At 42.8% G+C, this 21,927-nt stretch carries 13 protein-coding genes; 6 read left to right on the forward strand and 7 right to left on the reverse strand.

The window, feature by feature from the left end; all coding sequences use genetic code 11:
• Positions 1-741: 741 nt before the first annotated feature.
• From H1R16_RS03550 to H1R16_RS03570, 5 genes are all read right to left on the reverse strand, one after another.
• The gene (locus H1R16_RS03550; protein ID WP_181887438.1) at positions 742-3,618 is read right to left on the reverse strand and encodes a fibronectin type III domain-containing protein; all 2,877 of its coding nucleotides are present in this window, start codon (positions 3,616-3,618) and stop codon (positions 742-744) included.
• Positions 3,619-3,830: 212 nt separating this feature from the next.
• Positions 3,831-6,986 carry an efflux RND transporter permease subunit gene (locus H1R16_RS03555; RefSeq protein ID WP_181887439.1) on the reverse strand — a complete coding sequence of 1,052 codons (3,156 nt, stop codon included), beginning with the start codon at positions 6,984-6,986 and terminating at the stop codon, positions 3,831-3,833.
• Between the two features lie 23 nt (positions 6,987-7,009).
• Positions 7,010-8,065, reverse strand: coding sequence for an efflux RND transporter periplasmic adaptor subunit (locus H1R16_RS03560; RefSeq protein WP_181887440.1), 1,056 nt, complete (start codon positions 8,063-8,065; stop codon positions 7,010-7,012).
• A 7-nt stretch (positions 8,066-8,072) separates the two neighbouring features.
• Positions 8,073-9,410: a TolC family protein gene (locus H1R16_RS03565; protein ID WP_181887441.1), complete on the reverse strand. Its 1,338-nt coding sequence runs from the start codon at positions 9,408-9,410 to the stop codon at positions 8,073-8,075.
• Complete coding sequence (locus H1R16_RS03570; protein ID WP_181887442.1) at positions 9,410-10,009, reverse strand: TetR/AcrR family transcriptional regulator; 600 nt, start codon at positions 10,007-10,009, stop codon at positions 9,410-9,412. The genes H1R16_RS03565 and H1R16_RS03570 overlap by 1 nt, the downstream gene beginning before the upstream one ends.
• 380 nt (positions 10,010-10,389) lie before the next feature.
• On the opposite strand from H1R16_RS03570, the gene H1R16_RS03575 reads away from it, so the two are divergent.
• The 6 genes from H1R16_RS03575 (at position 10,390) to H1R16_RS03600 (ending at position 16,054) form a co-directional block, all read left to right on the forward strand.
• The gene (locus H1R16_RS03575; protein WP_181887443.1) at positions 10,390-11,049 is read left to right on the forward strand and encodes a hypothetical protein; all 660 of its coding nucleotides are present in this window, start codon (positions 10,390-10,392) and stop codon (positions 11,047-11,049) included.
• A gap of 567 nt (positions 11,050-11,616) precedes the next feature.
• Complete coding sequence (locus H1R16_RS03580) at positions 11,617-12,018, forward strand: hypothetical protein (RefSeq protein WP_181887444.1); 402 nt, start codon at positions 11,617-11,619, stop codon at positions 12,016-12,018.
• A 10-nt stretch (positions 12,019-12,028) separates the two neighbouring features.
• Positions 12,029-12,745, forward strand: coding sequence for a curli-like amyloid fiber formation chaperone CsgH (gene csgH, locus H1R16_RS03585; protein WP_181887445.1), 717 nt, complete (start codon positions 12,029-12,031; stop codon positions 12,743-12,745).
• Positions 12,746-12,750: 5 nt separating this feature from the next.
• On the forward strand, positions 12,751-13,161 hold the full coding sequence (locus H1R16_RS03590; protein ID WP_181887446.1) for a curli production assembly/transport component CsgF: 411 nt from the start codon (positions 12,751-12,753) through the stop codon (positions 13,159-13,161).
• 18 nt (positions 13,162-13,179) lie between these two features.
• Positions 13,180-14,550 carry a CsgG/HfaB family protein gene (locus H1R16_RS03595; protein WP_181887447.1) on the forward strand — a complete coding sequence of 457 codons (1,371 nt, stop codon included), beginning with the start codon at positions 13,180-13,182 and terminating at the stop codon, positions 14,548-14,550.
• 4 nt (positions 14,551-14,554) lie between these two features.
• Positions 14,555-16,054, forward strand: a complete 1,500-nt coding sequence (locus H1R16_RS03600; RefSeq protein ID WP_181887448.1) for a carboxypeptidase-like regulatory domain-containing protein — start codon at positions 14,555-14,557, stop codon at positions 16,052-16,054.
• A 110-nt stretch (positions 16,055-16,164) separates the two neighbouring features.
• On the opposite strand, the gene H1R16_RS03605 is transcribed toward H1R16_RS03600, so the two are convergent.
• Positions 16,165-16,824 carry a response regulator transcription factor gene (locus tag H1R16_RS03605; protein ID WP_181887449.1) on the reverse strand — a complete coding sequence of 220 codons (660 nt, stop codon included), beginning with the start codon at positions 16,822-16,824 and terminating at the stop codon, positions 16,165-16,167.
• Positions 16,825-16,951: 127 nt separating this feature from the next.
• Complete coding sequence (dnaE, locus tag H1R16_RS03610) at positions 16,952-21,589, reverse strand: DNA polymerase III subunit alpha (protein ID WP_181887450.1); 4,638 nt, start codon at positions 21,587-21,589, stop codon at positions 16,952-16,954.
• Positions 21,590-21,927: the final 338 nt, after the last annotated feature.

Consider the following 21,927-nt stretch of genomic DNA (forward strand, 5'->3'; position numbering starts at 1 on the left):
ATTAAGTTTAAATATTCAAGTTAAATATAAGAAATATTTTACATATGGATAAATTCAAGTATCATAATCTCAAACAACCAATGCTTTTAAGATAAATTAGGAAAAAGAATAATCTGCTGTAATTAACTGGGAGCAGAGGTCTATGCGCATATTTTTACAGATTAAAAATGCACTGTTAAAAAATGGCTTTCCCGGCAAAATGCCCGTATGACTACAATTTATCCCGCGACCAAAGATGCTGAACAGGCTACAGCAATGAATGCTTATTAATTTTTGGCACTTTCTAAAATACTGAAGAAAGCCTCTTTAGAACATAACCCAGAAAGATTCAGGTGCATTATCAAATTCTGTCATTTATCATGTTGTGAAATCCCACTTGTTTTCCGCATGAATACGGTCGTACCTAGTAGCCCTCTCTCCCATCTAATCCGCTTTCTCCTTCGTATTAGTCCCGATAACTGCGATGGCCCGACCATTGAATATATGTTTTTAGGTGGAGAAAGATTAGCAGCTAAAAACCGTCTTCGTGGGTGCTGAACTGATAAAAAACAACCCTATCTGGGCACTAAACCCTATCTTCAGCCCTCCGCGCTATGTAGTTCACTGTGATCTGCTTTATAATTTCAGCCAGCTGTGAAATCTGGGGGATCATTTTACCTAACTAAAAAGAGCAGCAGTAGCTTAGAATTCCACAAAAAAGCGGCCTCATTGGAGGCCGCTCAAGATCCAATATAAATAAGATTACTTTTTAATTGCTTTCACTGACTTGGAAGTCCCATCTTTGTAATCCAGTTTAAGGATATACATTCCGGCTTTCAATTCAGAAAGATTAATCTGTCGTCCAGGATTGGCAATAGTCTTCACCATTCTGCCTGACATATCAAGCACTGTGACAGTTTTCAAATCCTTCACGTCGGAGATGTTTACAATATCCATAAATGGATTAGGATAGATCACCGGTTCGTTAGTGTTTCCTGCCTCAGAGGTTCCCATTGTACAGTTAGGGTCCACCGTAACAGTTACTACAGATTTAGCACTCTCGCAACCAGTTGAATAATTCCAGTTATAGATATAGTACCAGTAGTCAGGACCGGAGGTAAAGTTATTTCCCGTTACATTGATCGCGGGTGAAGTGAAGGGATAGGTGGCACCGGAAGTATTACGCTGAAGATTAATACCTACTCCCTGCCCGATCCTGTAACCCGTGCCGACCGGCAGAAGGTAGTTCAGAGCTACAGTTTGTGGTGTCACTCCATCGTTCACCGAAACTGTGTACGGAACTGAAACCAAAGTTGCACCACTGCTGTCCCTGATCTCAATTGAAGATGCAGTACCGATGGCTACAGTAGTGGCGGGAAAAACATCTACAGTGTTTAAAGTAACTGGCGTAACAACATCAAAAATCTGGTAATAGGTACCGATGGCATAATTAGAGGCACTGATGGTTCCAAGTGATGATGGACTTGCCGGACCCACATTTCCCGTACTTCCTGATCCGGAAGACACATAGAAATCTGTGGTCACATTCAGTGGTCCCGTAGTAAAGGTAGTTCCCGTGGCTAACGGAGTTGTATCCGCAGCATTTGCATACCAGTTAATCTGTGCCCCAGCATCTGCCGTTGCGGTTATGGTAGCCGTTCCGCCTACACATACGGGTACCGGTGTTACTGTTGTGGCAGATATACCCGGTGGCTGACAAAGAGTAACCATTGTTACCGCGGTGGGTGTCCAGACACTCTTGTCCGAAGCCGAGCACACAGACCTTACCCATACATAATATACTGTTGATGGATTAAGTCCGGAAAGGGTTGCGGTTGTGCCAACCACAGAGAGTGAGTTGGTACCGTCCAGTACGGTACCGGCTACAGGAGCTGTAGGATCTGTACTGTAATAGATTTCATATCCGGTAGCCGGCGTGGAGGGAGCCGCCCAGCTAATGGTACCACCGGTACCGGTTACGCTTCCTGCAGTTACAGAAAGTGCAGTAGGTTCAAAGCAGGTGGGAGCATCTTCAACGGTGATATCATCCATATAGATGCCACGGTAAGTACCGCCTAGCCCATGTCTGAATACCAAATACTGATGTGTGCCGGCAGGAATCACTACCGTATATTCCTGATGCGAATTCGTTAAGGGAATTGTAGTTAAAAGTGAAAGACTGCCCAGATTGGATGGGCTGTCCAGGGTTCCTACTTCAAGGATAGAGGCGCTGCCACTTCCCCTGGCTGAAAATTTCACCCACTTTGTTCCGTCAGCCAGGTTTAATGTCTGAGGTGAAATCAACAGAATATTACCGGTAGTGTCAGAGCTGTTGTACATATAAAAGCTGTGCGGAGCTGAAACTGAATTACTGGTGGATACATAACCGTAAGCAGCAGACCCTGATTCTTCGGAATAGGTCCAGCACACCGGAGCAGTATTATTGGTACTGCTACCGACGGGTGCAGTGTCGAAATTCTGGGTATAAGGCGCATTCAAGGGTACACACTCGGTACTCAATGTAATTCCTGATGACCAGTTTCCGAAATCGGTGGAGGAACATTTACCACGTATCCAGATATAATACTGAGTGCCGGAGCTAAGCCCGGAAAGGGTAGCTGAAAGGGCCGAACTTGATACAGATAAAGAATTTGTTCCATCCAATACCGTTGATGAATCCGGTGCAACGCCGGTAGTATTATAATAAATATCGTAACCGGCGGCAGGAAGCTGAGCAGGCGCCGTCCAGTTTACCACTGCTGTACCCACGGTCACTGGTCCGGGTGTAAATGAAACCGGCGAATAACAGGTAGGCGGTGTCCAGGTATAGGTAAGGCCGTCCGTGGGCATTCCGGGGGGAACATTTACCGTGCTGAAAGACTGATCCAAACCGTTGGAGGTTCCTGCTTCAGAATTAATGAATAAAGTTCCGGTTGGGTTATACCGGTTATTAAAATCGGAGTTTGTGGCTCCCCGCAGACCGATCTGGTTGACGGATGATGAATATGAGGTGGAACCTACTAAATATGATCCGCTGGTATATACCGTGGAAATAATGTTCGTAGTCTCCTGCAGTCTTATCTGGAAAGAAAATGAATACACACTCGTCGTTGAAGTGGTATTGGTTGGTCTGAAATCCGTCCATTGGATAACCACTTCCCTGTTTGGAGCAGTACCGACTGTTTCCCAACTGATGTTTCCGGTGCGTCCTGCAATATTATAGAAAGATGTTAAGTCGCGTGCAAACGCTGCAATGGCGCCCTCATAAGCGATGGAGGATGAGATAGGTGAAGATAAAGTTGCACTTGGCGCGGTAGCCCCAAAGGTGACAAAGCCGTTCGTAGAGACATTTAACTCCGTGTAGCTTTGCTGGTTAAAATTAAATGCAAAAGGTAGAGTTACAGAATAAACCTGACTGTTAAGATTAGTAGTTGATGTATTTCCTGTAGCTGTTCCTAATACTGTTCCTCCTGTAATCGGAGTAAACGTTCCCATACTCTGAGAGAATAAATAGGCACTTACCTGTGCCTGTAATTTCGTCCCAATAGCTGCCGAAAGCAGTAACACACTCAAACCGGCCAGCATACTGCGTATTCTGCCCCTCAAAAGTCTCGTTTTTTCTCTGTAATTTTTACTCATAAGCTTTAATTAATTGGTTGGCTATAAATATAGGATTTTCAAAATAAAGCGCCAAAAAGCCCGTAAACCAGCTAACAGAAGGTAATTATGATGCGAATTCAACAAATTTCAAGACCCTGTTTTTATGCCTAGAATAGCACTTATGGAATTATTTTAAAAAAAAGCACCCCTGAAAGAAAATTTTCAGGGGTGCTGTTATAGAGTTACCGTTTCTAAAATTCCAACTCATTTTCCGGATGGATATGCTTATAATCTGCAACCATCTCCTCTTCATAATCAGTCTTTTCTTTTTTGCTGAACCTGTTTTCCAGTCGTACCATAATAAGGTATACCACCGGGACAATAATCAGGGTCAGGAACAGGGAGGAAATAAGACCTCCGATAATTACGATAGCCAAACCATTGTTCATCTCTGCAGCGGCGCCGGAGGCGAGTGCAATTGGCAACATACCGAATACCATGGCTATAGTGGTCATAAGGATAGGTCTCAACCTGGCATGGTTGGCCTGGATAAGTGCATTCTCGATACTCTCACCTTTATCTACCCTGTGATTGGCAAAATCGACAAGAAGAATTGCATTCTTGGCCACCAGACCAATCAGCATGATGATACCTAATATCGTAAAGATATTTAAACTCTGATTGGTAAGCGCCAGCGCCCAAAGTGCACCGATAAATGAAAGCGGAATGGAAAAGAGTACGATAAACGGTTTCAGGAAGTCATTATAGAGCACCACCATAATCATATATACTAACATGATAGCGGCAAGAAGAGCAACTCCCAAGGTTCCGAAACCTTCACTCTGGTTTTCCATGTTTCCGCCCCAGACCCAGTTTACACCGGCAGGCTTTTTAATTTCGGCCATCTTGGTTTCCCATTCCGCAGCCACAGTACCCGTGGTCTTACCTACGGTTTGTGCCTGTACGGTAACCGAAGGAGATCTGTCATATCTTTCCAGCAATGCCGGTCCGGAGGTAAAGTTGATATCTGCAAACTGCGCAAGCTGTATTCTCATACCGTCCTGATTCACGAAGTTGATATTTCTTACATCGTCAATACTGGTTCGGTTGGCTTCATCAAGAATGATATTGATATCGTACTCATTGTTACCCGTACGGAACTTATTATCGGTATTACCACTAAATGCCGTTCTAAGGGTCTGACCCACGGAGGCTACATTCAGTCCAAGTGAAGTCATTTTATCCCTGTCTACCGTAACTGAAATTTCAGGGTTACCTTCTTCCACACTCAGCTTAATTTCAGAAGCTCCGTCTATTGTTCTCAATTGTGCCTCGGCAGTTTTGGCGTAAGCCATCGCGTCTTCCATTGTAGTACCCGTAACTGTCATTTGCAGCGGAGCCTGTTCAGCTCCCATAAATCCAACAGGAACCGTAGTGACCTTCGCTCCTACCAAAACCTTCTCCAGATCGCGTTTCAGTTTGGCAGCGTACACTTTGGTATCATCTGCACGTTCTGCTTTAGGAACAAGTTCTACACTGATCTCAGATTTGTAATTGGTAGACTGCATGGCACCCATGCCCCCACTTACCGAACCTACAGAGGTAATCATCTTCACGATCTCCGGTTTTTTAGCCAGGTGCTTTTCAGCTGCCTGGGTAATGAAGTTAGTCTCTTCCAGCGAGGTATCTTTCGGCATCTCGATCTGCACCAGGAATTCTCCTTTATCGGTACCCGGGAAAAAGTCCGAACCAATATAACCCATTACCGCCATCGCAATAGCACTGATAAACAGCACAATGGTTATGGCGAAGGTTTTCAGCTTGTTTACCAAACTCCACTTTAAGATACCCTCGATCTTGTGTGTAAACCAGGTAAGGCCGTCTTCAAATTTATACAGGATCTTTCCGAAGAATGTGGTTTTTTCTATCACTTCCAGTTTGCCGTAGCGAGAGAAAAGCCATGGCACCACCGTAAAGGATACCAGCAAAGACAGCATGGTAGCAATAATTACGGTAACACAGAACTGCGAGATAATGTCGGATACCAAACCGGAACTCATCGCAATCGGCAGGAACACCACCACGATTACAAGCGTAATTGCGGTCACGGTAAAACCAATTTCCTTAGCACCGTCATAAGACGCGCGGACTTTGTTTTTACCCATTTCCATGTGGCGGTGAATGTTTTCGATAACCACGATCGCATCATCCACAAGAATACCAACAACCAGCGAAAGTCCGAGCAAACTCATAAGGTTAAGACTGTAACCCAGAATGTACATCCCTATAAAGGTCGCAATAAGCGAAGTCGGGATGGCTACCATTACGATAAGGGCATTACGGAAACTGTGCAGGAAGAACATCATTACAAACGCTACAAGCGCGATGGCGATAAGTAAATCTTTAATTACAGCATTCGCAGCGGCCAAAGTGAAGGTAGAAGTATCACTGGCTACAGTAATCTTAATGTTGTTACCCTTATACTGCTCTTCAATCTGTGCAATTTTCTCCTGAACCAGACGGCTCACTTCTACCGCATTCGCATCAGTCTGCTTCTGCACCTGGAGCATCATTGTATTTTCCTGGTTAATCCTGGCGATTTTATCGGCTACCTTCTGCGTATCCTGAACCTCAGCGATATCTGAAAGACGGATATTCTGTCCGTTTTTGGATGAGATGGTCAGGTTCCGCAGTTCTTCTACAGAACTGATTTTACCCGCAAGACGGATCAGCGTACTGTTTTCACGCGTCTTCAGACTTCCGGTAGGGAAATCGAGGTTGGACATCGTTATAGTTTGCTGTACCTCCGGAATTGTAATTCCGTACCCTTCCATTTTGGCCTGGTTGAGGTTGATTCTGATTTCCCTTTCCTGGCCACCAACGATATCTACATTGGATACCCCGGGGATTCTGGAAAAGACCGGCTGAATTCTCTGGTCAATAAGGTCATACAATTCATTCTCGGTCAGGTTACCGGTAACCCCCATCCTAACAATCGGCATGTCCGACAGTGAAAACTGGGTAAGTGAAGGTTCATCTATATCCTCAGGCAAATCTGAGCGGATGGCATTAATTTTACGCTGTGCCTCGTTTAGGGCAAAATCCACATCGGCATCATTATTAAACTGAATGATGACTACCGACAGACTTTCATAGGACTTGGACTGTATTTTCTTGACACCCTCCAGTGCCGACACGGCATCTTCAATCTTTCGTGAAACCGTATTTTCCACTTCCGAAGGTGATGCACCAGGATAAACCGTAGCGACGGTTACTACCTTCACTTCAAATTTCGGGATAAGTTCGTAGTTCAGCTGCGAGTAGCTGAAAAGCCCTCCAATGATCAGTAATGCGAGCATTACAATCACCAGGCTGGGTCGTTTAATCGATACTTCTGCTAATTTCATTTATATATATGCTTACTCGATTATTATATCAGTTTACGGATAGGCGTTTTGTCCGTCAGGTTGATCTGACCGCTGGTAACAACTTCGTCTCCTGCTTTCAGGCCACTGATCACTTCTACACGGTCTCCGTAATTTACACCGCCCTGAATTTTGGTCAGGTGGGCTACGTTATTGCGGACAACAAATACTGTATTATCACTTACACTGCCTACAAATGCCTCACGTGGAATGGTAAGTACACTGCCACTGCCGCTTCTGCTGAAGACTGCAGTTCCGTACATTCCTGCTTTCAGTTTGTTGAAGGAATTAGGAACAGTAATTTCTACAGGGAACTTAAGCGCTCCGGAAGCTGATGGCGCAATGAAGGTGATTCTTCCGTCCAGGGCACCTTCAATTACATCAGGCTGTACCTTTACGCTGCTGCCTACGGATAACTGACTCACCAGGGACTGATCTACATCAACCTTAAGTTTAACAGAGGAAATATCCACCACCTCTACTATAGGTGTACCCGGATTAAGCACAGTTCCTACCTCTACGAACTTCTGATTTACGATCCCGCTCACTTTAGAAATTACGTTGGTATCGCCAGACTGCAGGTTTGCAGACTGAAGCTGGGTTCTGGCATTCTTAACCTGCAATCTTGCCTGATCAAGCTGCAGTGCGGTTACACCACCGGTCTTATATGCCTGCTCGTAACGGTTTAGGGCCATTACCGCATTATCCAGATTGGCTTTGGCACCCGATACATTTACATTAAGCTTCTCGCCTGCCAGCCTTCCAATGCTTTGTCCTGCACGTACATAGCTGCCCTCTCTTACATTAAGGGAGATAAGCTGCCCACCCATTTCTGCTGAAACCTGTGCCTGTCTGTTCGGAAGAAAGGTACCGTTCACCATAAACTCACCGCTTATTTCCTCCTGCTTTACAAGCGTGGTACGCACCGCCACATTTGTGTTCTTCTCTGCTACTACAGCTACCTGTTCCTCATTCTTCTTTTTATTATTCTGAAGGATGAAGTAAAATACGATACCGATCCCCAGAACGGCCAGTATGCTGATGATTGTATTCTTTTTCATAGTTTAATTAATTAATATCTGTTAATGTTTTTAATTTTCCCTGAGATTTAAGCAAGTCAATCTCAGCGAGTTTATAATCAAGTTTAGCTTTTGTTAAATTATTCTTTGCTTCGGTAAGATCACGCTCAGCATCCAGGATATCATTTAAGGTGGCCAAACCGTGCTGGTAATTGCTGCGCGTATTGGAAAGTACTTGATCTGCCAATACCACATTTTCTTCCTGCATGGAAATCATGGTCATATTATTATCCAGTTCAGTGACTGCGTTTTTATGCTGAAGATCCAGACCTAACTGCGTTTCCCTTAAATCTGCCTGTGCCTTTTCAATTTCAATCATGTTTAGTTCCACACGTGATTTTGTAGCAAAACCGTTGAAAATAGGAACCCGTATGTTAAGACCTACAGAAGCCATATCGGACCAGAATACGCCATTTTCCTTACCGTTCCACCAGGGCATTTTATCGCCCTGCCCCAGAAATCCATAGTTTGCTGAAAGTGCTACCGTAGGATAATATTCGGCCTCCGTTGCTTTTTTCTGCCATTCCAGCAGTTCAATCTGCTTGTTAACCAGCTGAATTTCGGTACGGGCTGCAAAGTCTGCACTGCGGTCCGGCAGCAAAGAAGGTTCAAAAGTCTGCTCCGGAAGTTCTATTTCCTCATTCATAGGCATCCCAATCATAAACTTGAGTGCGTTTTCAGCCAGATCGACCGTATTTTCAAGCTGCTTTACTCCGGAACTTACGTTATTTCGTGCCACCACTACCCTGTCATAGTCAATTTTGCGGGCCAATCCTGCATCATATAATCCTTTAATTACTTTAATAGTTTGGTTAGTAATTTCAAGGTTGCTTTTGGCATTAGTCAGCATCTGATCCGCCTGATATACCTGAAAGTAAGCATTGGCCACTTTCTCTATGATCTGCTCCTCGGTCAATTTCGCATTGATCAGATAAAATTCCTTAGTTGATCTGGCTGCTTTCAGGCCTACAAAAACCGACTGATTGAAGAGGTTCTGTGTGAGCTGTACCATATTACTTGACGTCCACTTCTGGCCAAAGGCCACCTTCACCTGCTGACCCGGTGCTCCGAATATCTCACCCGGCAAAACGGATTCCTGCAGCAGAGGGTTATAACTGGTGGAACTGTTAAAACTGATGTTTGGGTACGCATTGGATTTCACTTCTGCAATCTGTGCATCGCCTTTACGGATATCCAATCGGGCTTTCTCGGCCTCAGCTTTATGTTCCAAAGCATAAGTTATTGCCTCCGGCAGTGTCAGAAGTTCAGCATCCTGAGCATTAAGCAGTCCTGCAGACAGTATAAAGCCAAAAATTAATTTCTTCATTATTTTAAATTGTTATATTTTATTAACTGTTGTTTCCCAAGCTCGGTGGTAATGGCGTTCATATAAAAATTAAGCGCTACATTACTGTACTCTGTCCTGTCTGTCTTTGTAGTATCCAGGAACGGTGAACTGTCATAGGACATGACCATCTGGAAATAAATACTGGCATAAAGGTCCGCATCGAAGTCCATTCTGTAAAAACCCTGTTCACGGCCACGCTTTATATTCTGCACCAGCACCGAACTGAACCTTTCAGAAAAATTCATCATGTGTTTGTTAAAAATTGCAGGATAGTATTTTAATAACTGGCGGATCAAAAGTGAATTATTGGATCTGGCGGCCTTCTCTATCTGCTCATCACGGCAGTACATACGTTCCACGGCATTTTCAATCTGATAATCCAGTTCACTTAGCTTCTCGATGACTTCAGTAAGTTTATACTCCAGAACATCTTCCAGCAGAGCCTCCTTATTAGAGTATTTTTGATATAAGGTTTTTTTGGACATCCCAAATTCCTTTGCGATATCATCCATTGTGAGGGTTTTTGCACCGTTCTCTATGAAGAGTTCCGCAACCTTTTCCAGAAAAGTTTTATCCATTATGTGATTTTGGTTGGGCAAAGATACGCTTTAGGAAACTTATAAACCAAATTAGTTTCCTAGTTTATTCACGATAATTATAATAGATTTTATAGATAAAATGACCAACCAACCTTTCTAAGTTTCTAAAAAGTCCAGGTAATTTGTAAAAAGCCGATAATTTGAGCTAATTCTGTGAAATGAGAAGAAAAACGTAATCACCACAAAATGTGGAGTCTAAGGATTTGTCTAATTATAAATTGACTAAGGAATTACCGTGAATAACCCCGTTTATCTAACGCATTCTGCTGATATTTACGAAATCCACAGTTGAAGGGATTTGCTGCATCTAAGGTGATACTACATTTGTAACACAAACTAACCAAATAAATTTTTTAAACATGAAAAAATTAGTTACAGGTGCAATTGCACTAATGGCAGTAGGTTTTACTTACGCACAATCAAATGTTGATTATTCCAGACAGTATGGAACTGAAAACGTCTCCGGTCTTTTACAGGATGGAATTCAGAACGACAACAATTTACTTCAGGACGGAACTATTAACAAGGCTTACATTGCACAGGACGGTTATTTAAACCGCAGTGTCGCTGTGAGTCAAGGAACCGACAACTATCTGGAGATTGATCAGGAAGGTTATGACAACAGCAACGATGCATGGCAGGTTGGTTTAAGAAACAAGGCCAAAGTTAACCAGAAGCAGGCACTAGGTGGCCAGATTGCGTGGAGCAGACAAAATGGTACTGACAACGAAGTTTTGCAGTTGCAATGGGATACTAGTAACAGGTCATACATGACTCAGGTTGGTGACAGAAACTATTCAGGGGTGCAACAGTACACTGTTGGTAACGTAGCTACTACTGAGCAGTATGGTAATGACAACAGAATTGAAAATTGGCAAACCGGAAATTCAAATCAGAATTACCACCGTCAGGATGGTTGGGAAAACAAGGCTAAGCTTGATCAGATGGGAACCAATCAGATGCACACCGGTTTCCAGAATGGAACAGGAAATGTAATGACAGTTACCCAAATGGATTAATAAATCCTGATATAAATTGCGAATCCGTCTCAAATTGGGACGGATTTTTTTTGCTTTGAATTTCACTACAAAACTGTTCCTCTGCCAACATGTAATTTAAGTATTGGATGGAGATTTACATTTGACTGAAATGCGATTTCAGAATGACAAACCGGAATGAGAACAAAATTTCAAGTGTCTTGTTTTTAAATTAATGTCAATAGGTTATTTACCCCATCATCTAACTGTTTTTGGGGAGATTTAGGAAGTCCCTTCCAGCGGGGATTTGCGATATATAATCATAGGCTAAATTTGTGTATATAAAAACCCTTAAACCTTTGAAAACATGAAAAAAAGAACAAGCGCAGAAAGACCTCCAGCCGGAACGTCTGTAATTGCAAAACCCCCTCCACTTCCATACAGGGAGCAGATTTACGAATCAGATCCAGGACACTATGTAACGAAACTGACTAAGCAGTCAGGTTCAGTTAATTCATTCACTGATAATACCGGCAAGCTGAACTGGATTACGCCGGCGTCCATGTGTAGAACGACATACGGGCAGTTCTAGTCCAAATACCTACAATCATGAAAAAAGCAATAACGTTCATTTTAATTCTGCTGAACCTACAGATGAGTTTTGCACAGGAAGTTCCGCTTTACGAAATCAACAGCAATAATGTTCTGGACTATTACGGACAGATAGCAACGGCCAATTTAAACCCAGCCTCAACAACTGTTGCTGCGCAAATCGGGAATAACAACTTTATTGAAATTACTGATACTTCAGCTGCAATGATCAATATTTTCCAGCTGGGAGATAATAATACCACCCTGTATCAGAACATCAATTCTTATCCTGGAAAAGCCGATATTTCTATTCGAGGTTCAAACAATCTCATCAATATAGAAGGCAGCAACAGCATCTCAGACGGAATGAAAATGAATATTAATGCTGATGACATGACAATTCTTATGAGAAACAACTAAACCCTTGAAAATGAAAACTCTCCTCGCAGTTCTGAGTGTTCTTTTTCTCAGTACAATCTTCCACGCCCAGACAGCGGAAAACGTTTCGGGAAAAATAATCACAGAAAACAATGAAGGTCAGATTAAAATAAAAGCGGCAGCAATAAGCAGCTCACAGACCTTCAAGGACTTGAATTACATACTTATAACCCTGAAAAAAGGAAAGTCAGGAACATCATCCAATAAACAAAGCGGGAAATTCTCTTTAAAACCCAACGAAACCCGAATACTCTCTGAAACCAATGTGAACTTAGCTAAAAGTGATGGGCTTAAGATCTTTTTATTCCTAAAAGATGAAGAGTCTGACCGCACAGTTGCGAAAGACAGTTTGGAAATCAATGCGGGTCAGTTTACAGCTGAGGTAACCTTTATACCGGAAAAAGACCTGGAGTTAAGCGGGCTTACAATTGACGAGACGAAAACCCGTATGGGACAGCTGTTTTATGAATCATTTTTTAAAAAGTACAACCAAATACCGGAAAAGTATGATGGCACAGTCATAATTACAGAACTTCCTTCATTTGGACGAAACAGCAGGATAACCGTTACTGTGGATGACCTGGTAATTTACAGTTTTCTCTCAAAACCAGATGAAGAAGCCCTGGAGGAAGAAGCAGAAAGTGCCCTGAATTACCTGGCAGACTATAATGCTAACCAAAATCTTCGTGAAAAAGAATTTAAATACTAATAACCATGAAAAAAATAATATATCTCTTTCTAATATTTTTCGTAACGGGCTATACGAATGCTCAACAGTTTGTGTACAAGCCAATCAACCCTGCCTTTGGAGGAGAAACATTTAATTACCAATGGCTTCAAAGTTCGGCCAGTGCACAAAATCAGTTTGACAACAGTTCAAGCAGTCGGGGGTTATCCTCACTAAATTCATTAAACAACTTTACAGATAACCTGAACAGACAGCTTCTGAATGAAATATCAAGAAAACTTATGGGAGACCAGTTTGGCGACGGTGATTTAAAACCCGGTACCTACGTCTTTGGTTCGATGTATCTTGAAGTCATCCAGACAGGTCAGGGGCTTCTTATCAACATTCTAAATACCAGCACCGGTGAACAGTCTGAGATCCTGATTCCCGGAAGCTAACAAAAACCTTGAAAACACATGAAAACATATCACGAAATAAAGCAGGCATCACTTTGCCTTGTTTCCTTCTTTCTGGTTAGCTGTACCCTCTTCAGCATTCCTACAGACAGGGAGAAATCAACGATGGGCGAAATAACCCCTTACACGCCAGAAATCAGAAACTTACCGGCCCCTAAAGACAAAGTTGTCGTTGGAGTATATAAATTCAGAGATCAAACCGGCCAGTATAAAGCGGCTGAAAACGGTGCCAGCTGGAGTACAGCAGTGCCACAGGGAACTACAACAATCTTGTTGAAAGCGCTGGAAGACAGCCGCTGGTTTAAGGCCATAGAGCGGGAAAACATTGGAAACTTACTGAATGAAAGACAGATAATCCGCAGTACACGTAAAGAATATTCAGGGTCTGAAGGAGATGCTGCATTATTACCACCACTATTGTTTGCGGGCATAATCCTGGAAGGTGGTGTTATTTCCTACGATACAAATGTGATGACAGGTGGTGTAGGAGCCAGGTATTTTGGACTGGGTGCAAGTGCTCAATACAGACAGGACAGAATCACGGTTTATCTACGTGCTGTTTCCACTGCAACAGGGGAAATATTAAAAACTGTTTATACATCCAAAACAATCCTGTCAACAAGCGTGAACGGCAATTTCTTCAGGTTTATTGATACTGAACGGTTAATGGAGTCAGATATAGGGATTACACAGAATGAACCGGTACATCTGGCGGTAACGGAGGCTATTGAAAAGGCCGTCCTGTCACTAATAATTGAAGGAGTTCAGGATAATCTTTGGGCCAGCAAGCTAAAAGACCCTAACGATTTTACCAATATTATTGCGGCGTACAAAAGCGAGAAGAAAATAACTAATGACCGCTTCGCAGATGGCAGTGCACTTTCCAGCCAGCGGCCTAGAAGCGCCATTTTTGGTTATGCAGATGCGCTCCAGATTAAAGGAGACTATACCAGAGCCAAAACTACTTTAGGAGGCAAGATAGGTTACAAGCACTTCCTGACAAACCACCTGAATGCAGAGCTTAATGTGGGCGTGATGACCTTGGAAAACACCGGCATTGTAAGCAAGTCAGGTTTAACATCTGAATTCAATCTGGAATATCTGATGATGCCAAAGTACAAGTTTTCGCCTTTTGTATATGCAGGTGCGGGCATGGTTCTGTTTCCCGATAATCCAAGATACAAAGCACAGTTAGGAGGCGGACTGGAATATCTTATGAGCCGTAATCTGGCCGTACGTCTTATGGCCCAATATGACCTTGGCTTTACCGACGACTGGGACGACCTGGTCCGCGGGTCCAGGAAGGACCATGCGGTGCGCGTAGGAGCAGGCTTAAATTTTTACTTCGGCAACAAAAACGTTAAAAAATAAAACCATGAAAAACATTATTATATATAGCATTATTGCACTTATTCTTTCACTTCTTATGATCTCGTGCAGTGAAGAACTTATTGATAAGGCACAGGTTGGTAACATTAAAGGTGTAGTGATAAAAAAAGGCACCAACCAACCTTTACAGAATGTAAAGATTTCTACAAGTCCTTCTACCGAAACTGTGTTTACGAAAGATGACGGTTCTTTCCTGATTGAGAACGTTCCGCTGGGCGATTACTCTGTACGCGCAGAAATAACCGGCTACCTGGCGAACCTACAGGGAGTAAATTTAAAGAGTGATCAGCAAACTGTATCCATTGTTTTTGAAATGAGTGACGACACGTCCAACAATGCCCCGCCAACAGTGCCTCAGTTGATAAGCCCAATTGATAATGCAGTAGATCAGCCTTTAGCAGTGGATCTTTCATGGACGAGCACCGACCCTGATACTGCCGATGTGCTGAAGTATAAGTTAACTGTAAAAAACGACTTCGACCAGAACATTATTGAAATAAATGATCTTACAGCGAATCACTATTATCTCGAAAATCTGAAATATGGAGTTACCTATTATTGGCAGGTACAGGTAAGCGATGGTGTAAATCCACCGGCAAACAGTACAGTATTCCGTTTCAAGACAAGCGCAATGCCCAACAACCGTTTTCACTATGTTAAAAAGAACAGCAACGGAAACTATTATATTGTTTCGTCTAATGAAACCAATGTGAATTTCTCACTAACTCCAACTACACTTAGCAGTTACCGTCCGCGTCTGAACCAAAATGCCAATCTGGTCGCATTTCTCAGAAATGTGGGAGGTAACATTCATCTGTTTACAGCCAAGCCAGACGGTTCCGATGTTTTCCAGGTAACAACCGTTCCTGTGGCGGGCTTTAACAGCAATGAACTGGATTTTTCCTGGAGAAGCAATGTACAGGAATTCATCTACCCAAATTTCAACAATCTGTACCGAATCAATAAAGACGGCAGTGGGCTGCAACTTATCTATACCACACCGGACGGCAGTTTCATCACAGAGTGCGACTGGAGTTATGACGGCAGCAAGATTGCGATTAAAACAAATGACGTCCATGGGTATAATGTAAAGATTTATGTAATCGACATGGTCGGAAATACCCTACATACAGTCCTGCAAAATGTTTCCGGAGCCGCAGGCGGCCTTAATTTCTCGGTAGACGGAAATCAATTGCTTTATACGTACGATGTATCCGGTCATCAGGAACCAAATTACCGCCAGCTGGACAGCCGGATCTTCGTGTACAACTTGCAGAATGACACACGAAAGGACTGGTCTGCGGTAACTTCCAAAGTTAGCGGTACGAACGACCTGGATCCGCGATTCTCGCCAAATAATGCCGAAATCATCTTTACAAACACATCTAATGATAATATATCCCCCAGGAATATTTATAAAATTACCCTGCAGGATAATGAACGCACAGCTTTATTCCCGAACGCAGAAATGCCGGATTGGGAGTGATGTTTTCAAGGGGAGTTGAGGAAGAAATTCCTCAACTTTTTTTCTTAAAAAAAGAAGGCAGAGGATTTAGAATCCTCTGCCTTCTTTATGAGTTTATGTGGTACTACAATTTAGTTTACCAGGCTGTTTTCAAGAGCATATTTCACCAGCTGCGAAGAACTGTTGATGTTAAATTTCAGCAGTATATTTCTGCGGTGCGATTCCACAGTGTGCGTACTGATGAAAAGCTTCTCTGCAATCGCTTTCGTACGTAAACCATCACAGATTAGATTAAGCACATCAAGTTCACGTGCGGTAAGTTCGCTGTTACGGGGACCTGATTTTTCTTTTTCATCATCCACACTGCATATAAAATTGACCAAAGCTTCTTTTGAATCATTACTGATGTACACATGTCCATCAATGATTTGTGCCAAAGCCTTGTGAAACTCTTCATAATCCGTGTCTCTTCCAAGATAACCTTTAACCCCCCTGTCAAAGAATCTCTTCACCATTTTCATTTCAGACTTAACTGAAATAACAATAATCTTTAAATCCGCATTAATTGAAAGTGCCTTTTCCACCAGGTCCAGAGCCTCCACCATATTCATGCTGTTTAAATACAGCAGCAGGATATGCGAATTTTCGCTTACCAACTCCCGAACCTCGCTTAAAGAACTGGTTTTAAGGATTTCATACTGATCATGAAATCCTTGATCCCGAAGGGAATTGACCATAAAACTCAGACAGAGCCCATGTTCACTGTAAATAATTGTTTCTTTTTTCATCATTGTGTTGTTTTTACTAAATTAATAAATATTACAACACCAGCCTAATTTATTAATGATATTTTACGCTAATTTTCATAATATTAACAATTATAAAGGTTCAACGACACCGATAGGCGTTTAATAATATTTAATTTAAAAACACCTCGTGTCGCTGCATTTCATTAAAGACTTCGATGAGGTCTCCGCTGATATTTACATGGGTCTGCAGGCTCAGGACCTCCAGATGACTTTGATCCTCTGGATTTTTAACGTAGAAGCCCAGCTTTTGGTTTCCATTGAGGCCGCTCAGGGTTTCTTTAAGAAATTCCAAATCATCGCGCCGAAGATGATTTACATCAAGCACCACCGTCATACTTTTAGCGAATTGCTCAAAAGCCTCCTTCAGTTCGCTGACCTCCGTAACATTTACAAATACGCGTCCATCCCTGGAAATCGTAAATTTTATCTTAAAAATCAGAAAACGCTGTACATCAATCTTATCCCGAAGACGCAGATAATCGCGGTCTCCAAGCCGGAAGGAGTAACTGCCGGAATAGTCTTCCAGCGTTATAAATGCAATCTTTTCCCCGCTGTTACGTCCGTCCCGGACGGTATATTCTGTTATGAGTCCTGCCACCATGTACTCTTTTGAATTATTGTTGAATTTCTGCTTTTCCCTGTAATCCTGGATTTCCTCAAAAAGACGGATCTGGTCCGGACCAAAAACCTTATCCCGAAAAGCATCAATTTCATCAAGATTCAGGAAGTTGAAATTCCCTTTTGCCTCCACATTTTTCTGCTCTTCTTCCACAATTTCATCGCCGTCATCTATAATCAGATCTACAACCTCATCACCTTCTTCATCACCCATTTCTACAGGAATAATTACAGGATCAAGTGTTTGCAATCCGTCTTCAGGCCGACCACCCAAAATACTGTTTCGTCCCAGTGCACCCTGTATAAAACGGTACTGATATTTAAACTCGTCCAATGGATGTGCAGAAAGATAAAAACCAATAATTTCCTTCTCTTTGTTCAGCAGGTACATATTTGGCCATTCTGGCGCGGGATTGATTTTTGGCGGCTCAATCCTGACTTCTTCTGCGAAATCAGCAAACAGTGAATTTTCAATTTCGTTACGGCTGTCCTGGAAACTTTGGCCATAGCGAAGAAGTCTTTCAAGATTTGTTTTTCCATTATTATCGATGTCAAAATACTGCGCTCTGTGATATTTATCCACCTCATCAAAGGCTCCCGCCATTACCAAACTTTCCGCCACCCGCTTGTTGATTTGGGATGAAGGTATCCGCTGGAAAAAATCATATATATCGCTGTACGCCTGTTCTTTGCGGGTAATAACTATTGCCTCACTTGGGCCCTCGCCTATGCCTTTTATAGCACCCAGGCCGAACCTGATCTGTCCTTTGTCATTAACCGAAAACTCGTATTGTGATTCATTTACATCCGGCCCCAAAACATCAACCCCCATATTTTTACAGTCTTCCATAAACATGGTGATCTGCTTGGTATTATTCAGGTTATTCGTCATCACACTGGACATATATTCAGCTGGATAATTTGCCTTTAAATATGCTGTCTGATAGGCAATAAGCGCGTAGCATGTAGAGTGGGACTTGTTAAACGCATATTCTGCAAATGCCTCCCAGTCCTTCCAGATTTTGTTGAGTCTGTCTACATCCAGGTTGTTTTTTTCGCCGCCTTCCAGGAATTTTGGATACATTTTATCCAAAGTAGCACGGTCCTTTTTACCCATAGCTTTCCGTAAAGTATCAGCCTCACCTTTTGTAAAATTGGCCAGTTTCTGCGACAGCAGCATTACCTGCTCCTGATATACCGTAATACCATAGGTTTCCTTCAGATATTCCTCTGTTTCAGGAAGGTCGTATACGATTTCCTCTGTCCCATGCTTACGGTTAATGAAGTTTGGAATGTACTTAATAGGACCCGGCCTGTACAGGGCATTCATTGCAATAAGATCGGCAAACTTGGTAGGCTTGAGCTCACGCATATACTTCTGCATTCCCGGGCTTTCATACTGAAATATCCCAACAGTTCGGCCTTCCTTGAAGAGTTGGTACGTACGGGCATCATCAAGTGGAATTTCATCCGGATTGATATCAATTCCATGTCTTTCACTGATAAGCTTAATGGCATGTTTGATGATCGTGAGCGTCCTGAGCCCCAGGAAGTCCATCTTCAGCAGCCCCGCATTTTCAGCAACCGAGTTATCAAACTGTGACACCAGGATGTCCGCATCTTTGGAGGCAATGGTAATCGGTACGAGATTGGAAATATCTTCAGGTGTGATGATTACACCACAGGCATGAATTCCGGTGTTGCGGATGCACCCTTCCATTTTCTGTGCTGCAGCAAGCACCTCATAACGGCTGTCTTCCGGGTTGGCCAGAATGTCCTTCATTTCCTGAGCCAGAATCCGGTCTTCATCCCCCAGCTTTTCGAACTTGGCAAAAGCTTTGGCTATATTCATACCCGGTGTGGACGGGACTAACTTGGCTATATTATTGGTTTCAGGAATAGACAGATCCAGCACCCGCCCGGCGTCCTTGATAGCGGATTTACCTCCTAATACCGAATAGGTAATAATTTGCGCAACATTGGTTTTGCCATATTTGTCTACAACCCATTTTATAATTCTGTCACGTCCTTCGTCATCGAAATCGATATCAATATCAGGCATCGAAATCCTTTCAGGATTTAGGAAACGCTCAAAAAGCAGATCATAGGCGATGGGATCCACATTGGTGATACCGGTGCAATAAGCAACAGCCGATCCGGCCGCCGAGCCACGCCCCGGGCCTACCCAAACGCCCATTTTACGCGCCTCGTTACAGAAATCCTGAACAATCAGAAAGTAACCTGGGTAACCTGTCTTTGCAATTACTTCCAGCTCAAAATCAAGACGTTCGCGTATCTCATCCGTTATTACTTCATATCTTTTAGCGGCACCCTCATACGTAAGGTGTCGCAAATAGGCATTTTCACCGCGCTTTCCGCCGTCCAGAAGGTCATCTTCACGCAAAAATTCCTCTGGAATATCAAATTCAGGCAGAAGTACATCACGTTTTAATGTATATGGCGAAAATTTTTCTAACAGTTCTGAATAAGCAGCAAATGCATCGGGAAACTGATTGAATGCCTGTCTTAATTCATCAGGATCCTTAATGTAGAATTCCCTTGACGGCAGACCGCGTCTTTTGCCGAAACCACGGCCCACAGGAGAACTTAGCTTTTCACCGTCTTTGATACAATACAGGATATCCTGGATATGAGCATCTTCCTTTTCAGTGTAAAACGTTTCATTCTGTGCCAGAATCTTCACCTCATATTTATCTGCGAACTGCAGGAGAACCTCGTTCAAGTGCTCCTCTTCGTCCACCTGGTGGTTCTGAATTTGCACATAAAAGTCATCGCCAAAGGTTTCCTTCCACCACCGGAATGCCTCCTCCCCTTTTGTTTCCCCAAATTCAAGTATGGTATTAGGCACATCTCCTGCAGCCCCAGCTGTGAGGGCAATAAGATTATCCTTATACTCAGAGATCATGGCTTTGGAAATACGCGGTACACCGAAATAAAAACCGTTCACATATCCAAGGCTGGATAACTTTGCGAGGTTACGGTAACCGTCAAAATTTTTTGCCAGCAATACTACATGTGTTCTTCGGTCTGGATCGTCTTTGGTAAACTGCTTTTGCTCCGGCCGGTCTGATATATAAAATTCACATCCGATTACCGCAAGGAGAGGCTTACGGCGGGGCTCAATCATCGAAAACTCCTGGTCTTCCGCTTCTGCCTTCTCTTTCCGTTTAATATATTCCTCATAATTTTTCCTGATGGTATCATTTGCTTTTTCCACTTCAGAAACAAATTTAAAAGCACCCATCATATTCCCCAGATCAACAAGACCTACAGCCGGAAAATCATTCTGTAAGGCTTTGCTGACCAAATCTGAAATATTGGTTGAAGCCTGAAGCGAGGAATATATACTGTGGTTATGGAAGTTAAAGTATTCGCCCAGTTCGATTTCGTCAGACTCGCCAAAATCGACCGTTTTCTTCTTCTTAAAGGCAGCAACCTGACGCCTGATCACGATGGGGAACGGTGCAAAAGGTTCGGGATGACCGGTAATAAATTCCTGGAGTTCGTGGTCGGTTATTCGCAGAAGCTGTGCGGGTACAATCCCGATACGGATCATCTCAAAGAAGACCTGCGCTGTTGCATTTACGTCGGCAGCGGCATTGTGTGCCTCATCAAACCGATTACCATAAAGTTTCTCGTACAGCTCCTCCAGTTTTGGGGATTTATACCGGCCGTTTTTGCCGCCGCCCAACTGACAAAACGGAGTACCAAGCTCCATCGTGTCTGCCGCAGGTTTTTCCTGCAGATTGTTCTGAATATCTAGCCGGAAAAATTCTGCACCGGCAATCTTGTAGTCGAAATCTATATTGTGTCCTGCTACTACCTCAGCCCTCTCCAGCACCTGTTGAAATTCCAGTAATACTTCACCCAGATTACGCCCAAGTTCATGAGCCATTTTTGTGGAGATACCATGGATTCTGGTCGCATTAAAGGGTATATCATAACCTTCCGGCTTGATGATATAATCCTGATTTTCAATTAAATTACCATTACGGTCGTGTAGCTGCCACGCAATCTGAACCATTCTGGGCCAGTTCTGCGAATCGGAAATCGGAGCATTGAAATTTTGTGGTAAACCGGTTGTTTCAGTATCGAATATTAAGAACATTATTCAGATGAAATTTCGGTAAAATTAGCTTAAAATTTCTTTAAAAAAAACTTAGCTTGTTGTGATATTTCACATTGAAAGAGATTGGAAAATTACTGTTGAATTTGAAATGCTGAGAATAAAAACTGAAAGTAAATGCCATTTGCACCATTGTAATTTGCCCAGCCCACCGAACAATGTTGCAAATAATCTTTACTTCTGTGCGATTGATTAATTCATATAGGAGTTCAAGAAACTAAAACGATAATTGGATAAATAGATTAATGGTCTGGGTTTAACATTATTTAAACATTCTCTTAATCATAAGTACAATTTACCTATTTTTGTTAGACTAATCT

The organism is Marnyiella aurantia (assembly GCF_014041915.1).
Classification (GTDB): domain Bacteria; phylum Bacteroidota; class Bacteroidia; order Flavobacteriales; family Weeksellaceae; genus Marnyiella; species Marnyiella aurantia.

Coding starts and splice junctions, on each gene's coding strand:
- H1R16_RS03550 (WP_181887438.1), bottom strand. CDS start 3,618: ATGAGTAAAAATTACAGAGAAAAAACGAGACTTTTGAGGGGCAGAATA.
- H1R16_RS03555 (WP_181887439.1), bottom strand. CDS start 6,986: ATGAAATTAGCAGAAGTATCGATTAAACGACCCAGCCTGGTGATTGTA.
- H1R16_RS03560 (WP_181887440.1), bottom strand. CDS start 8,065: ATGAAAAAGAATACAATCATCAGCATACTGGCCGTTCTGGGGATCGGT.
- H1R16_RS03565 (WP_181887441.1), bottom strand. CDS start 9,410: ATGAAGAAATTAATTTTTGGCTTTATACTGTCTGCAGGACTGCTTAAT.
- H1R16_RS03570 (WP_181887442.1), bottom strand. CDS start 10,009: ATGGATAAAACTTTTCTGGAAAAGGTTGCGGAACTCTTCATAGAGAAC.
- H1R16_RS03575 (WP_181887443.1), top strand. CDS start 10,390: ATGAAAAAATTAGTTACAGGTGCAATTGCACTAATGGCAGTAGGTTTT.
- H1R16_RS03580 (WP_181887444.1), top strand. CDS start 11,617: ATGAAAAAAGCAATAACGTTCATTTTAATTCTGCTGAACCTACAGATG.
- csgH (WP_181887445.1), top strand. CDS start 12,029: ATGAAAACTCTCCTCGCAGTTCTGAGTGTTCTTTTTCTCAGTACAATC.
- H1R16_RS03590 (WP_181887446.1), top strand. CDS start 12,751: ATGAAAAAAATAATATATCTCTTTCTAATATTTTTCGTAACGGGCTAT.
- H1R16_RS03595 (WP_181887447.1), top strand. CDS start 13,180: ATGAAAACATATCACGAAATAAAGCAGGCATCACTTTGCCTTGTTTCC.
- H1R16_RS03600 (WP_181887448.1), top strand. CDS start 14,555: ATGAAAAACATTATTATATATAGCATTATTGCACTTATTCTTTCACTT.
- H1R16_RS03605 (WP_181887449.1), bottom strand. CDS start 16,824: ATGATGAAAAAAGAAACAATTATTTACAGTGAACATGGGCTCTGTCTG.
- dnaE (WP_181887450.1), bottom strand. CDS start 21,589: ATGTTCTTAATATTCGATACTGAAACAACCGGTTTACCACAAAATTTC.